Here is a 14,710-nt window from a genome sequence, read left to right on the forward strand (position 1 = left end):
AAACAACGGAGGCGGGGCCGCATTCTGCTATGGGTGATTGAGAGAGACGAAGGCGGAATTCTCCGCCCTGAGTAAAGCGACCGGATGAGCGACGAAAACAACAATTCCAACGACGGCAAGACTCCTGCCAACGCGCCTTCGCAGACGGGGCCGCGCGCTCCGCTGAGCCTGAAGCCGCGCGCGACGGGTTCGGTCTCGACCGGCACGGTGAAACAGAGCTTCAGCCACGGCCGCTCCAAGACCGTCGTCGTCGAGACCAAGCGCCGCGCCGGCCCCCAGGGCGGGCATCAGCGCCCGCAGGGCTTCGATGTCGCGCGTCCGCGCCCTGAAGGCGGAGCGCCGCGTTCGGCTGCGCCGCGTCAGCCGGCGGGCGGAGGCCTGTCGGCCGAGGAGCAGGAGGCCCGTCGCCGGGCCATCGCCCTGGCGACCCAGCAGGCCGCCGAGCGCGAACGCAAGGCTGTGGCCGCCAAGGCCGCCGCCGAGGCCGCCGAGCGCGAGCAGGCCGCCGCCGTCGAGGCCGCCGCCGCCAAGGCCGCCGCTGAAGCCGCCGCCGCCAAGGCTGCGGCCGAGGCTGCGCGCGTCGAGGCCGCCAAGCTGAGCGCCGCCGCTCCGGCGCCTGCGCCGGCCAAGCCGGCCGCGCCCAAGGTCGAAGCGCCGAAGGCTGAAGCGCCCAAGGTCGAGGCCCCGAAGGTCGAGGCCAAGCCCGAGCCGGCCAAGCCCGCCGCTCCGGCCGCGCCCAAGCGTCCCGCCGTCAACTTCGGCCAGCGCGCGCCCAAGATTCCGACCGGCCGCGCGCCGCTGGAGCGTCCGGCCTTCGGCGGCCGTTCGGCTCGTGAACAGGCCATGGGCGGCGGCGAGCGTCCGCAGGCGCGTGAACAGGCGCCGCGCGAAGGCGGCCGCGAGGGCGGCGAACGTCCCGCGCGTCCGGCCCAGACCGTCCGCTATTCGGCGCTGAATCCGCGTCCGGCCCCCGGTGCCCGCACCGGCGCGCCCGGCGCGGCCCGTCCCGGCGCGCGTCCGGCCCCCAACCAGCCCCCGGCTCAGCCCGAGGTGGCCCGTCCCAGCCGCGCCGGCGGCGGCTTCGCCCGTCCGGGCGGTCGCGAGGACGACCGCGACAAGCGTTTCGCCGACAATGCGCCGGGCAAGGCCGTCAGCCGCACGCGCGGCGAGCCCAAGCGCCGCGAAGGCCGCCTGACCATCCACTCGGTGGCGGGAGGCGACGAGGACGCCGTCGAGCGCATGCGCTCGCTGGCCTCGGTGCGCCGCGCTCGCGAACGCGAGAAGGAAAAGCGCCGCGGCGGCTCGACCGAAACGCCCAACCGTCCGCGTGAAGTGGTCATTCCCGACACCATCACCGTCGGCGAACTGGCCAACCGCATGGCCGTGCGCGGCGTCGACATCATCAAGTTCCTGATGCGTCAGGGCCTGATGATGAAGATCAACGACGTGATCGATTCCGACACCGCCGAACTGGTGGCCGAGGAATACGGCATGGCGGTCAAGCGCGTGTCCGAATCCGACGTCGAGGAAGGCTTCATCGCCGAGGCCGACGACGCCGATTCCGGTGAGCTGCGCGCCCCGGTCGTGGCCATCATGGGCCACGTCGACCACGGCAAGACCTCGCTGCTGGACGCCCTGCGCACCACGGACGTGGCGGCGGGCGAAGCCGGCGGCATCACCCAGCACATCGGCGCCTATCAGGTGCGCCTGGCCGACGGTCAGCGCATCACCTTCCTGGACACGCCGGGCCACGCGGCCTTCTCGGCGATGCGGGCGCGCGGCGCCAACGTCACCGACATCGTCGTCCTGGTGGTGGCGGCGGATGACGGCGTCATGCCGCAGACGGTCGAGGCCATCCAGCACGCCAAGGCGGCCGGTTCGCCGATCATCGTGGCGGTCAACAAGGTCGATAAGCCCGACGCCAACCCGCAGAAGGTCGTCAACGAACTGCTGCAGTATGAGGTGATCGCGGAATCCCTGGGCGGCGACACGCAGATCATCGAGCTGTCGGCCAAGGAGAAGATCAACCTGACCGGCCTGACCGACGCCATCCTGCTGCAGGCGGAAGTCATGGACCTGCGCGCCAACGCCGATCGTTCGGCCGAGGGCGTGGTCATCGAGGCCCAGCTGGACAAGGGCCGCGGCCCGGTCGCGACCGTCCTGGTCAAGCGCGGCACGCTGAAGCGCGGCGACATCGTCGTGGCCGGCTCCGCCTGGGGCAAGGCGCGCGCCCTGCTGGACGAGCGCAACGCCCAGCTGAGCGAAGCCGGTCCTTCGGTGCCGGTCGAGATCCTGGGCCTGTCGGAAGCGCCGACGCCAGGCGACGTCTTCGCCGTGGTGGAGAGCGAGGCCCGCGCCCGCGAACTGACCGAATACCGTCAGCGCGTGAAGCGTGAAAAGGGTCAGGTCTCCGGCGGCAGCCTGTCGCTGGCCGACATGATGGCCAAGCTCGGGTCGAAGAAGATCAGCGAGCTGCCGGTCCTCATCAAGTCGGACGTGCAGGGTACGGCCGAGGCCATCACCACCTCGCTGGAGAAGATGGGCAACGACGAAGTGCGGGCCCGCGTGGTCATGCACGGCGCCGGCGGCATCACCGAGAGCGACGTCAACCTGGCCAAGTCGGCCGGGGCGCCGATCCTGGGCTTCAACGTCCGTGCGTCGAAGCAGGCGCGCGAACTGGCCGAGCGTGAAGGCGTCGAGATCCGCTACTACTCGATCATCTACGACCTGCTGGACGACATTAAGGGCGTGCTTTCGGGCATGCTGGCGCCGCTCCAGCGCGAAACCTTCCTGGGCAACGCCAAGGTGCTGCAGACCTTCGACATCACCAAGGTCGGCCGGGTCGCGGGCTGCCGCGTCACCGAGGGCGTGGTCCGCAAGGGCGCGCGCGTCCGCATCATCCGCGACGACGTGGTGGTGCTGGAGCTGGGCGTGCTCAACACGCTCAAGCGCTTCAAGGACGAGGTCAACGAAGTGCCTTCGGGTCAGGAATGCGGCATGCAGTTCGCCGGCTTCCAGGACATCAAGGAAGGCGACTACATCGAGTGCTTCACCGTCGAAGAGATCAAGCGCACCCTGGACTAGGACGCTTGAGCTTCACGGCCTGAAACATGAAGGGCGCGGTTTCGAAAGAGGCCGCGCCCTTTGCCTTTGGCGCTGTGGCCGATTTCCGCTCATCCCGGCGGACGCCGGGATGAGCGGGCGGGGGAGGTTCAGGCCTCGATGACGGACTTCAACGCGCCGTCGGCGAAGGTCAGGATGAAGCGCTGCACCGGCGCCGCGTCGTCGGCCTGAAGCTCAATCTCCAGCCTTTCGCCGGTCAGTTCGGCCGCGACGAGACGGGCCTCGATCTCGCCCAGCCAGGCCCGGCCCGTGACCTGCTGATAGGTCTGCTCCAGCTCAAGCCGGCAGGTCGTTCCGTCCGCGCGGGTCCAGTCCCAGCGCCCGGCGACCGGAGCCGGAACCGTCCATTTGTAGATGTAGCCGTCGGCGACCCTGATCTTTTCATCCGCCGGCCAGTCGCCCATGTCAAAGGCGTGGGAGACGATGCGGGCGCCGGGCTTCAGCTGGCTGAGCAGACGCGGGCGCAGTTCGACGTTGATCGATTGCAGCAGATAGAGGCTGACCACAGTGGCCTCGCGGACATCGACGCTGAACAGGTCTTCCTCGATGAAGTCGACCATGTGTTCGACTCCGGCCCAGCCGGCGTACTCCATGGCGTCGGCGATCCGCATGGGGTCGATGTCGACGCCGATGCCGTGGGCGTCGCGGTCGCGCGCGGCGGCGATGACGATGCGGCCGTCGCCGCAGCCCAGATCATAGAGCCGATCCTTCGGTCCGACGCCCGCCAGGGCCAGCATGGCCGCCACGGTGTCCTCCTCGGTCGGAACGAAGGGCACGGCGAGATAGTGGTCCGGGTCCTGGGTGTAGTTGTCGATGTCGAAGGGGTCTTTGAACACGGCTCTCGGATCATGAAGGAGGGGGGAGCAGACGCAGGGTGCACCGCCAGCGTCCGGCGAACATCATGCCGGATCGGCGTCGTCGCCGCCAGACACGGGCCCGGAGGGTGCGGGCGCCACGCCGTCCGCCGGATCGCATTGAAGGCTTCATCTGGCGCGCGGTTGGCTTTAGGAGTCGGGCGTCGCGTCGGGGGGCGTCGAAGAAAAGGCCGCCAATGTCACGTCCTGGACTGTCTCTGCTCCTGATCGCCTTCGTGGCCTCCAGCGCGGCCACGCCCGCCCTGGCCGACACGCGCTTCCTGTCCTTCGACGCCAGCGATCGCGCCACTCAGGCCCTGACGCGCGGGGTGACGCTGGAGGTGGAGCGCGGCTGGTTCGGCGCGACCTCGGTGAAGAACCTCTTCTCCTCCACCTCGCGCGGCTCGGCGCGGTTCGAGCGGGGCGGTCCCGATCAGGTGCGGCGCGCCCTGCCGCAGGGCGCGGCGGACGGCGGCGTCTACAGCATCACGGCCGACGGCGACGGCCGCGCCCTGTCGCGCGCCCTGTGCCCCGGCTCCGACGAGGCCTGGATCGTGGTCGGACGGGTGCGCGCGGGCCATCCCTTGACGATCGAGACGGTCGGGCGCTGGGCCGACGGCCAATACCGCCACTGCGTCAGCCTGAACTACAGCTATCGCGGCGAATGGGCGACGATGCAGGGCTCTTCGCCCGCGCGCGATGTTCCGGCGGCCTTCGGGAACAACTGAGGCGCACGTGCTGATCCGTTGGAGCCTCGCCGTTCTTCTGGGGTTGCTGGCGGGTCTGTGGACCGCACAACGAGCGGGCGATCCGACGCTGTTTCCGCCGCAGGAAGGGCAGGGGGCGATCATGGTCCATCTGCTCGACAACGGCTTTCACACCGACCTCGCGGCCCCGCGCGCGGCGCTGGCGGCCGGGGACGATGCGCTGGCGCGCGCGGTGCGCGCCCTGCCGCCCGGCGACTGGGTGCGGATCGGCTGGGGCGACGCGGTCTTCTATGTCGAACAGGGGCCGATCAGCGGGCGGCTGCCTGATGGGGCGAGAGCCTTCTTCAAGCCGGGCGGCAATCCGTCCGTGGTGATGCTGGACCCGGATATGGTCGATCCGGTGCTGTTGTCTGACGAGACGCGGACGACGCTGGGCCTGTCGCCTGCGGGCTTCGCCGCTCTGCGTGCGCGGGTGGCGGCGTCGCTGCGGCTGGATGAAGAGGGGCGGGCGGTCGTTTCGGCGCGGAGGGCGGGCGACGACGCCGTCTTCTACGCCAGCGGCGAGACGTTCTGGGTTGGGCATCTGTGCAATCACTGGACGGCCGAGGTGCTGAACGCAGGCGGCCTGTCCATGCCGATGGCCCGCAGCCTGACCTCGGGCGAGGTGATGCGGGCGGCGCGCATCGCCGAACAGCGCGCGGCGGAACTGGACTTGGACGGCGCGGGCGACTAGACCCCGCCCCTTCGCGTTTCAGAGCCGGCGTCCGATCCCCGGCGGCGCGAGCAGGAGGAGTCGGAGATGGCCCGCAAGCAACACACCCGCAACGCCAGCGGCCCGCTGGGGCCGTCGCAGCGCCAGCTGCGCGCCGGCGAACTGATCCGCCACGCCCTGGTCGACGTCATGCGCGAGCATGAGATCCACGACGAGGCCCTGGTCGGCGTCTCCGTCACCGTGACCGAGGTGCGGATGAGCCCGGATCTGCGCCACGCCACCTGTTTCGTCGAGCCGCTGGGCGCGGGCGTCGAGGCGGCCGAGACGGCAGGGCAGGAGAGCGCCATCATCAAGGCGCTGAACGAACACGCCAAATTCCTGCGCGGCCAACTGGGTCGCCGCATCGACATGAAGTTCACGCCGGACCTGAAATTCCGCCACGACGAGAGCTTCGACACGGCCAGCCACATGGACCGTCTGTTCAACGATCCACGCGTGCGCGCCGACATCGAACACGCTGACGATGAGGATGCCGGGCCTCAAGCAGCGCAAGGCGCGGTAGGCCCAGAGAAAGACTGAGTGATGGCGCGACGCAAGAAAGGCGATCTCGTCAACGGCTGGGTGTGTCTGGACAAGCCCTATGAGATGGGCTCGACCGAGGCGGTGACGAAGATCCGTCGCCTGTTCAACGCCCAGAAGGCGGGGCATGCGGGGACGCTGGACCCGCTGGCCTCGGGCATACTGCCCATCGCGCTGGGCGAGGCGACCAAGACGGTGCCCTTCATGATGGAGGCGCAGAAGGTCTATCGCTTCACCATCCACTGGGGCATTTCGACCGACAGCATCGACCGCGAGGGCGAGATCATCGCCCGTTCCGACGTGCGGCCTTCGGTCGAGGCGGTGACGGCGGCCCTGCCGTCCTTCGTCGGCGAGATCGACCAGACGCCGCCCGCCTTTTCCGCCGTGCGGGTCAATGGCGAGCGCGCCTATGATCTGGCGCGGGCGGGCGTGGAGGTCGAACTGCAGTCCCGCCGCGTGACCATTCATGAGGCGGCGGTGACGGCCGCGCCCGACGCCGATCACGTCGAGATCACGATGCGGACCGGCAAGGGCGTCTATGTGCGATCCCTGGCGCGCGACCTGGCGATCATGCTGGGCGCCGAGGGTCATGTCTCGGACCTGCGGCGCGAGCGGGTGGGGCCGTTCTCGGTCGACAACGCCGTAACGCTGGATTTTCTCGAGGAGTTGGCGCATAAGGGCGCCGCCTTTGAGGGCTTGCTGCCCGTTTCGACCGCTCTGGACGACATCCCGGAGTTGGCCGTGACGGATCAGGACGCCCTCTCTCTGAGGCAGGGACGGCCGATCGTTCTGCTCCCCCGACAGATTGAAACGCTCAAGGACCGACTCACCGCCGGTTCGCGGCTGGTTTCGGTCTTCGAGGGCGGAACCCTGGTCGCGCTCGGCAATCTCAGGGCCGGTCGGCTTGAGCCCGATCGTGTTTTCAACCTCCCCTGACGCAAACTTTCCAGTTTGCCGACAGGACACCCAACGCCCTCAACCAGCGAGCCTCCGCGAGGCGAGCGATAGGGCAAGAAAGGACTCTCGATGTCGATTACGGCTGAACGTAAAGCTGAAGTCATCGCCGATAACGCTCGCTCGACGGGCGACACCGGTTCGGCTGAAGTGCAGGTCGCGATCCTGACGGAACGCATCGCCAACCTGACCGAGCACTTCAAGACCCACAAGAAGGACAACCACTCGCGTCGTGGCCTGCTGAAGCAGGTTTCGCAGCGTCGTCGCCTTCTGGACCACCTGAACAAGACCGACAGCGCCCGCTATCAGGCGCTGATCGCCAAGCTGGGCCTGCGTCGTTAAGGCGCCCCGGTTGCGGATCGGATAATTCCACGAGGCGCGGGCGGACACGTCCGCGCCTCGTTCCGCTATTAGAAGTAGGCTTCCCGCGCGCCGCGGGTCTTACCGGCGCAACCGACGCGAGGGCCTGAAATCCGGTCCTCAATCACCCGTCCGGCCGCGATGACGCGGCCTGGCTCATGGGGACCGCAGGACTGAACGGCCTGCCGCTCCGCACACCCCCGACGGGAATACGCCCGCGGGAGACGAAAGAAGAATAATGTTCGACATCAAACGCAAGACGATCGAGTGGGCCGGACGCCCGCTGACGCTGGAAACCGGCCGCATCGCCCGTCAGGCTGACGGCGCCGTGCTGGCGACCTACGGCGAGACCGTGGTCCTGGCGACCGTCGTCTATGGCCGCCAGCCCAAGCCGGGCCTGGATTTCTTCCCGCTGACCGTCAACTACCAGGAAAAGACGTTCGCCGCCGGCAAGATCCCGGGCGGTTACTTCAAGCGTGAAGGCCGTCCGACCGAGAAGGAGACCCTGGTCTCCCGCCTGATCGACCGCCCGATCCGCCCCCTGTTCGTCAAGGGCTTCAAGAACGAGACCCAGGTCATCGTCACCGTGCTGCAGCACGACCTTGAGAACGATCCCGACATCCTGGGCATGGTCGCCGCCTCGGCCGCCCTGACCATCTCGGGCGTGCCCTTCATGGGCCCGATCGGCGCCGCGCGCGTCGGCATGATCGACGGCGAGCTGGTGCTGAACCCGGCCATCGACCAGATGGGCGAAAGCGCCCTGGACCTGGTCGTCGCGGGCACGCAGGACGCCCTGATGATGGTCGAATCCGAAGCCAAGGAGCTGTCGGAAGAGAAGATGCTCGAGGCCCTGATGTTCGCGCACGCGGGCATGCAGCCGGTCATCGACGCCATCATCGACCTGGCCGAACACGCCGCCAAGGAGCCGTTCGACTTCCAGGCCGAAGACCACTCGGACGTGGTCGCCTCGATCAAGTCGCTGGTCGGCGAAGAGATCAAGGCCGCCTACGCCCATCCGGGCAAGTATGAGCGCCGCTCGGGCGTCGACGCCGCCAAGAAGAAGGCCGCCGAAGCTCTGGTGAAGACCGACGAGAAGCCGGACGGCGTCGACTCGTCCAAGTTCTCGGCTGCGTTCAAGGAATGCGAAGCCGACGTTCTGCGTCGCGACATCATCGAGAACAGCCACCGCGTCGACGGCCGCGCCCTGGACAAGGTCCGCGCCATCGTCTCGGAAGTCGGCGTCCTGCCGCGCACCCACGGTTCGTCGCTGTTCACGCGCGGCGAGACCCAGGCCCTGGTCGTCGCCACCTTGGGCACCGGCGAGGACGAGCAGTACATCGACAGCCTGACCGGGACCTACAAAGAGTCCTTCCTGCTGCACTACAACTTCCCGCCCTATTCGGTCGGTGAAGCGGGCCGCATGGGCTCGCCGGGCCGTCGCGAAATCGGTCACGGCAAGCTGGCCTGGCGCGCCATCCGTCCGATGCTGCCGACCCGCGAGGACTTCCCCTACACCATCCGTCTGGTGTCGGAGATCACCGAGTCGAACGGCTCGTCCTCGATGGCCACGGTCTGCGGTTCGTCGCTGGCCCTGATGGACGCCGGCGTGCCGCTGGTCCGTCCGGTGTCGGGCATCGCCATGGGTCTGATTCTGGAGCCGTCGGGCGAGTTCGCCATCCTGTCGGACATCCTGGGCGACGAAGATCACCTGGGCGACATGGACTTCAAGGTCGCGGGCACCTCGGAAGGCATCACCAGCCTTCAGATGGACATCAAGGTCGCCGGCATCACCAAGGAGATCATGCAGCAGGCCCTGACGCAGGCTTCGGCCGGTCGTCTGCACATCCTCGACGAAATGTCGAAGGCGATGGAGGCTCCGCGCGCCGAGCTGGGCGAGTTCGCGCCCAAGATCGAATCCATCAAGATCGCGGTCGACAAGATCCGTGAAGTGATCGGTTCGGGCGGCAAGGTCATCCGCGAAATCGTCGAGAAGACCGGCGCCAAGGTCGACATCGGCGACGACGGCACCATCAAGATCGCCGCCAACGAGCAGGAAAAGATCGAAGCCGCCAAGGCCTGGATCCAGTCCATCGCTTCGGAGCCGGAAGTCGGCACCATCTACACCGGCAAGGTCGTGAAGGTCGTCGACTTCGGCGCCTTCGTGAACTTCTTCGGCGCCAAGGACGGCCTGGTCCACGTGTCCCAGATCGCTCTGGAACGCGTCGCCAATCCGGCCGACGTCCTGTCGGAAGGCCAGGAGGTCAAGGTCAAATTCCTGGGCTTCGACGATCGCGGCAAGACCAAGCTGTCGATGAAGGTCGTCGATCAGGAAACCGGCGAGGACATCACCGACAAGATCAACGCCGAGCGCGCTGAACGCGGTGAAGCCCCGCTGTCGGAAGACACCGGCGGCCGTCCCAAGGGCGACCGCAACGGCGGCGACCGCGGCCGTCGCCGTCGCGACTAGCCGACAGCCTCACGGTTGAAATGAAGAGGGCCTCGCTGGAAACAGCGGGGCCTTTTTTCTTTTTGGGGCGCTATCGCCCGCGACGCGGTCGCGGGCTGCTTGAGCGCGCTTTCTCTCTCCCCTTCATCGGGAGGCTGGCTGACGCGAAGCGGCAGGCGGATGTGAGCGCTTTCGCTGATAAGTCGTTGGGCTTGGTATCGCCTGGCCCTTCCCCACCCGGTCGCTGCGCGACCACCCTCCCCATGAAGGGGAGGGAGAGGGATCAGGCCGCACATTCCTTCGGCTTCTTCTCATCCGGGCCATACATGGCGCAGGAGCGGTCGATTTCGCCTTGGATCAAGATGCAGGGATTAGTGCTGTTGCAAGGCGGGCGGGTGGCGGGACTGACGGCGATGCAGCGCTCGACCAGTCGCTTTGAGCGGGCCTCGCCGATCTCGGCCAGGCAGGATGGAGCGATATCCTCGCGCTTGATGTCCCAAGCTTCGGGAATGATCGTACTGGAGGTCGGCTTTTCGACAGGGCCTGTCGCTGGCGGGGCAGCCGGCGCTGGGGCGGGCGTCGAGAGTGGCGTCGGCGCGGGTTCAGCCTTGAGCGGCGTCGCGTCGATTGGCTCTTGCGTCAAGGGGGTGTTGACGTCTGCGGGCAGCGGCGCCTCGGCGGGCGCGGGCTTGGGTTGGCCGCAAGCGGCCAGGACGGCCATCGAGGCCAGAAAAGCGGCGGCGAGGGCGGGGTGCATGAGGCAGTCTCCGTTCGCAGAAGACGGCCACCATGCCTTGATCGGCCCTCGCGGCCTAGTCCTCGAGAATTAGCGGCCGAGCGCAGCGCGCTGCAGGGCGAACAGTTCGGTGCAGCCGATTTCCGCCAGTTCGAACAGCCGGTCGAACTCGGCCCGGCTGAAGCCGCGCTTCTCGCCCGTGGCCTGAATTTCGACGATCTGGCCCGCGCCGGTCAGGACGAAGTTGCTATCGGCCTCGGCGGTGGAATCTTCCTCATAGTCGAGGTCCAGAACCGGCAGGTCGTTGAACACGCCGCACGACACGGCCGCCACCTGATCCAGAATGGGGTCGGTCGTCAGAACGCCTTCGTCCTTCAGGTAGTTGAGCGCCGAAGCCATCGCCACCCAGGCGCCGGTGATGGAGGCGGTGCGGGTGCCGCCGTCGGCCTGAATCACGTCGCAGTCGATCAGCACCTGACGCTCACCCAGCGCCTTGAGGTCGACCACGGCGCGCAAGGAGCGGCCGATCAGGCGCTGGATTTCCTGGGTGCGGCCCGACTGTTTGCCGGCAGCGGCTTCGCGGCGGCCGCGCGTGTGGGTGGCGCGGGGCAGCATGCCGTATTCGGCGGTGACCCAGCCCTGGCCGCTGTTGCGCATCCAGCCCGGCACCTTCTCCTCGATCGAGGCCGTCACCAGCACCTTGGTGTGGCCGAAGGAGACCAGGCAGGAGCCCTCGGCGTAGCGGTTGACGCCGGTTTCCAGCGTGACGGTGCGAAGTTGTTCAGGGGTGCGTTCGGACGGGCGCATGGGAATTCCTTGGAAGCGGGATGGCGCGTGCTTATCCTGAAACCATGAGCCTGTCCCGCCCTGACCTGTCTGTCGTGCGTCTTCGTCCGGCCGTGGCCGCCGACGCCGCGATCCTGATGCGCTGGGATAAGGCGCCGCATGTCGTCGCTTGCCTGACCGACGACCCCGACCATCATGAGGCGGCCGACTGGGACGAGGAGCTGGCTGCGCAGTCCGACGTCTTCAGCTACTTCATCGCCGAGGTCGACGGCCGTCCGATCGGGGCCATGCTGGACATCGACCCGGCGGGCGAACCCAACGGCTACTGGGGCGAGATCGAGCCGAACCTGCGCGCCCTCGATATCTGGATCGGCGAGGCCGACGCCCTGAACCGGGGCTATGGGACGCAGATGATGACCCAGGCGCTGGACGCCTGTTTCGCCCGGCCGCAGGTCGAGGCGGTGGTGATTGATCCGCTCAACTCCAACACCGAGGCGCATCGTTTCTATCAGCGGCTGGACTTCCGGCCGGAGGGGCGGCGCGTCTTCAACGGGACGGACGATTGCCTGGTCCATCGCCTGACCCGCGCGGACTGGGCGGCGCGGAGGGCGGGGGCATGAGCCTGCTGCATCCTTCGCCGGGCCTGGCGACGCTGGACGCGCGGGCGCGCGACATCTTCCGCCGGGTGGTCGAGACCTATCTGGAGACGGGCGAGCCGGTGGGGTCGCATACCCTGTCGCGCGCGGGCCTGGACCTGTCGCCCGCCTCGATCCGCAACACCATGCAGGCGTTGACGCAGGCGGGGCTGCTGGCCTCGCCGCACGCCTCGGCGGGGCGGGCGCCGACCCATGCGGGCCTGCGGCTGTTCGTGGACGGTCTGCTGGAAGTCGGCGACATCGGTCAGGAGGAGCGGCGCGAGATCGACGCCCGGCTAGCGGTGCTGGGCGCCAAGGGCGGCGGCCGCAATGTCGAGGAGGCGCTGGATGCGGCCTCGTCCCTGCTGTCGGGTCTGGCAGGCGGGGCGGGCATCGTCGCCAGCCCGGTGCGCGAGGCCGGGGTGCGCCATGTCGAGTTCGTGGCTCTGGGCGGCGGACAGGCGCTGGCGGTGCTGGTCGCCGACGACGGGGTGGTCGAGAACCGGCTGATGAATCTGGCGCCCGGCGTGACGCCCTCGACCCTGCAGGAGGCGTCGAACTTCCTCAGCGCCCGGCTGAAGGGCCGCCCTCTGGCTGAGGCCCGGCACGAGATGAAGGCCGAGATGGAGGCCGCCCGGCGTGATCTGGACGCCGCCGCCGCCCGTCTGGTCGAGGACGGGCTGGCGGCCTGGAGCGGAGGCGCGGGCGGCGGAGGCCACGACCGCAACCTGATCGTGCGCGGGCGCGGCAATCTGCTGCAGGACGCCCGCGCGGCCGAGGATCTGGAGCGGGTGCGCGTGCTGTTCGACGATCTGGAGCAGAAGGAACAGCTGATCGGCCTGCTGGACGACGTCGGCGCGGCCCAGGGCGTGCGCATCTATATCGGCGCGGAAACGCGACTCTTTTCGCTTTCGGGTTCCGCCGTGATCGCGGCGCCCTATATGTCGGGCCGGCAGCGGGTGCTGGGCGCCATCGGCGTCATCGGGCCCGCGCGGTTGAACTACGCCCGTGTCATACCGTTGGTGGACTATACCGCCCGGGTGCTGGGCCGGATTCTGGACGGACAAGAGACGTGAACGACATCAACGACGAGACCCGGGACCAACTCGAGCAGGACATCCACGAGGGCGAGGGTGCGCCTGAAGGCGATGAAAACGCCGTGGTCGACGCCCTGATCGCCGAGCGCGACCAGTGGAAGGACCGCGCCCTGCGGGCCGTGGCCGAGGCCGAGAACGTCAAGCGCCGCGCCGAGACGCAGCAGAACGACGCGCGCGCCTACGCCATCCAGCGCTTCGCCAAGGATCTGCTGGGCGTGGCCGACACCCTGGAGCGCGGCCTGGCGGCGGCGCCCAAGGATGCGGACGGTCCGGCGGCGGCCATGGTCACGGGGCTGGAGCTGACGCAGAAGTCCCTGCTGTCGGCCTTCGAAGCCAACGGCCTGACCCGCGTCGATCCCGCGCCGGGCGACGCCTTCGATCCGCACCTGCATCAGGCAATGATGGAGCAGCCGTCGGACACCGTGCCGGGCGGCGCCGTCATCCAGACGCTGCAGCCGGGCTACGCCCTGTTCGGCCGCACCGTGCGCGCGGCCATGGTGGTGGTCGCGGCCAAGGGCTCGGGCCCGGCGGCCGGCGGCGCCTACGCCGATTCGAACACGACCGGCGGGAATTTCGACGCCAAGGCCTGAGGCTTTCGCGCGCTGAAACGACGACGGCCCGGCGCCGACGCGTCGGGCCGTTTTCCTTTGCCTATAGTGCCGCTCATCCCGGCGGACGCCGGAATCCAGTGAGAGCTTCCCGCACCGCGCTTGCGGCCAAAGGACTGGGCCCCGGCGTCCGCCGGGGTGAGCGGGTGGAGAGGTCAGCTCTTCAATCTCGAGCCGAACAGTTCGAGCAACCGTCGCCAGCCGTCCTTCGCGTCCGCCTCGCGATAGGAGGCGCGATAGTCGGCGTGGAAGCCGTGCGGGGCGTCGTCGTAGAGGATGATCTGGCTGTCGGTTCGGCCCGCCGCGGCCAGGGCATCGGTCATCGCCTTGACCGTATCATTGGGAATACCGCCGTCCTGGCCGCCGTAAAGACCCAACACCGGCGCCTTGAGTTCGCCCGTCAGGTCGATGGGCCAGGGGCGGCCCGCCGTCTTCTGTTCTTCGGTGGCGTTGGCGGCGGGGGACAGGCGGCCGTACCAGGCGACCCCGGCGTCCAGCGTCGGGAAGCGGGCCATGGCCTGCCACACCACCTTGCCGCCCCAGCAGAAGCCGGTGATCCCGACCTTGTCGGCCTTGGCCCAGGACTGGGCGCCGATCCAGTCCAGCGTAGCGCCGATGTCGCCCATCACCTGGTCGTAGCCGGCGGCGGCGACGATGCGTTGGATCGCCTGCATGTCGCTGAGCGGGGCGGGATCCTGGACGCGGACGAAGAAGGCGGGCGCGATCGCCGCATAACCCGCCTTGGCCAGACGGCGGCAGACGTCGCGGATGTATTCGTGCACGCCGAAGATCTCGGACACGACGATGACGACGGGGAAGGGGCCGGCGCCTTCGGGCCGGGCGACATAGGCGGGCAGGACGAAGCCGCCGGGCGCCGGATAGGCAGCGTCCTGCGCGATCAGGCCGGCCGCGTCGGTGGCGATGGGCTGGGCCGACTGGCTGAGGGCGGCGGGGGCGTAGGCGGCGAAGAACAGCCCGCCCGCCGTCGCCACGCCCAGGCTGCGGCGGCTGGGGGCGATCTGGTCGAGGCTCAGGCCCTCGGGCCGGGTGATCAGGGTCATCTCGGGTCTCCGGGTCGGCGCTGTGGAAGCGACGACAGTGCCTCGGCTTTCC

The 14,710-nt window shown here is 68.7% G+C and carries 14 protein-coding genes; 10 read left to right on the forward strand and 4 right to left on the reverse strand.

What is annotated here, in order from left to right:
• Window positions 1–84 precede the first annotated feature (84 nt).
• Window positions 85–3,084 carry a translation initiation factor IF-2 gene (infB, locus tag ACWGL1_RS10650; protein ID WP_338577629.1) on the forward strand — a complete coding sequence of 1,000 codons (3,000 nt, stop codon included), beginning with the start codon at window positions 85–87 and terminating at the stop codon, window positions 3,082–3,084.
• A gap of 128 nt (window positions 3,085–3,212) precedes the next feature.
• Here infB and ACWGL1_RS10655 read toward each other — a convergent pair whose 3' ends face one another.
• Window positions 3,213–3,959, reverse strand: a complete 747-nt coding sequence (locus tag ACWGL1_RS10655; protein WP_452111976.1) for an SAM-dependent methyltransferase — start codon at window positions 3,957–3,959, stop codon at window positions 3,213–3,215.
• A gap of 215 nt (window positions 3,960–4,174) precedes the next feature.
• On the opposite strand from ACWGL1_RS10655, the gene ACWGL1_RS10660 reads away from it, so the two are divergent.
• The 6 genes from ACWGL1_RS10660 (at window position 4,175) to pnp (ending at window position 9,756) form a co-directional block, all read left to right on the forward strand.
• Window positions 4,175–4,705: a hypothetical protein gene (locus ACWGL1_RS10660; RefSeq protein WP_291780170.1), complete on the forward strand. Its 531-nt coding sequence runs from the start codon at window positions 4,175–4,177 to the stop codon at window positions 4,703–4,705.
• Between the two features lie 7 nt (window positions 4,706–4,712).
• The gene (locus ACWGL1_RS10665) at window positions 4,713–5,417 is read left to right on the forward strand and encodes a DUF2459 domain-containing protein (RefSeq protein ID WP_452111977.1); all 705 of its coding nucleotides are present in this window, start codon (window positions 4,713–4,715) and stop codon (window positions 5,415–5,417) included.
• 66 nt (window positions 5,418–5,483) lie between these two features.
• Window positions 5,484–5,975: a 30S ribosome-binding factor RbfA gene (rbfA, locus tag ACWGL1_RS10670; RefSeq protein ID WP_452111978.1), complete on the forward strand. Its 492-nt coding sequence runs from the start codon at window positions 5,484–5,486 to the stop codon at window positions 5,973–5,975.
• Window positions 5,976–5,978: 3 nt separating this feature from the next.
• Window positions 5,979–6,911 (forward strand): tRNA pseudouridine(55) synthase TruB, encoded by a 933-nt coding sequence (gene truB / locus ACWGL1_RS10675; protein WP_452111979.1) that lies wholly within the window; start codon window positions 5,979–5,981, stop codon window positions 6,909–6,911.
• Window positions 6,912–7,001: 90 nt separating this feature from the next.
• Complete coding sequence (gene rpsO, locus ACWGL1_RS10680; RefSeq protein WP_024354282.1) at window positions 7,002–7,271, forward strand: 30S ribosomal protein S15; 270 nt, start codon at window positions 7,002–7,004, stop codon at window positions 7,269–7,271.
• A 256-nt stretch (window positions 7,272–7,527) separates the two neighbouring features.
• Window positions 7,528–9,756 carry a polyribonucleotide nucleotidyltransferase gene (gene pnp, locus ACWGL1_RS10685; RefSeq protein ID WP_452111980.1) on the forward strand — a complete coding sequence of 743 codons (2,229 nt, stop codon included), beginning with the start codon at window positions 7,528–7,530 and terminating at the stop codon, window positions 9,754–9,756.
• A gap of 262 nt (window positions 9,757–10,018) precedes the next feature.
• Here pnp and ACWGL1_RS10690 read toward each other — a convergent pair whose 3' ends face one another.
• Window positions 10,019–10,492 carry a hypothetical protein gene (locus ACWGL1_RS10690; protein ID WP_452111981.1) on the reverse strand — a complete coding sequence of 158 codons (474 nt, stop codon included), beginning with the start codon at window positions 10,490–10,492 and terminating at the stop codon, window positions 10,019–10,021.
• Between the two features lie 69 nt (window positions 10,493–10,561).
• Entirely contained in the window at window positions 10,562–11,278 is a 717-nt protein-coding gene (gene rph / locus ACWGL1_RS10695; protein ID WP_452111982.1) for a ribonuclease PH, read from the reverse strand.
• 44 nt (window positions 11,279–11,322) lie between these two features.
• Here rph and ACWGL1_RS10700 point away from each other — a divergent pair, with 44 nt between their 5' ends.
• From ACWGL1_RS10700 to grpE, 3 genes are read left to right on the forward strand one after another with little or no spacing between them, the layout of a single operon-like run.
• Window positions 11,323–11,877, forward strand: coding sequence for a GNAT family N-acetyltransferase (locus ACWGL1_RS10700; protein WP_452111983.1), 555 nt, complete (start codon window positions 11,323–11,325; stop codon window positions 11,875–11,877).
• Window positions 11,874–12,968, forward strand: coding sequence for a heat-inducible transcriptional repressor HrcA (gene hrcA / locus ACWGL1_RS10705; protein WP_338577644.1), 1,095 nt, complete (start codon window positions 11,874–11,876; stop codon window positions 12,966–12,968). Before ACWGL1_RS10700 ends, hrcA begins: the two co-directional genes overlap by 4 nt.
• Window positions 12,965–13,579 (forward strand): nucleotide exchange factor GrpE, encoded by a 615-nt coding sequence (gene grpE / locus ACWGL1_RS10710; protein ID WP_430818925.1) that lies wholly within the window; start codon window positions 12,965–12,967, stop codon window positions 13,577–13,579. Before hrcA ends, grpE begins: the two co-directional genes overlap by 4 nt.
• Window positions 13,580–13,752: 173 nt before the next feature.
• Here grpE and ACWGL1_RS10715 read toward each other — a convergent pair whose 3' ends face one another.
• Complete coding sequence (locus tag ACWGL1_RS10715; protein WP_452111984.1) at window positions 13,753–14,658, reverse strand: dienelactone hydrolase family protein; 906 nt, start codon at window positions 14,656–14,658, stop codon at window positions 13,753–13,755.
• Window positions 14,659–14,710: the final 52 nt, after the last annotated feature.

The sequence above is a fragment of the Brevundimonas sp. NPDC055812 genome, assembly GCF_053616535.1.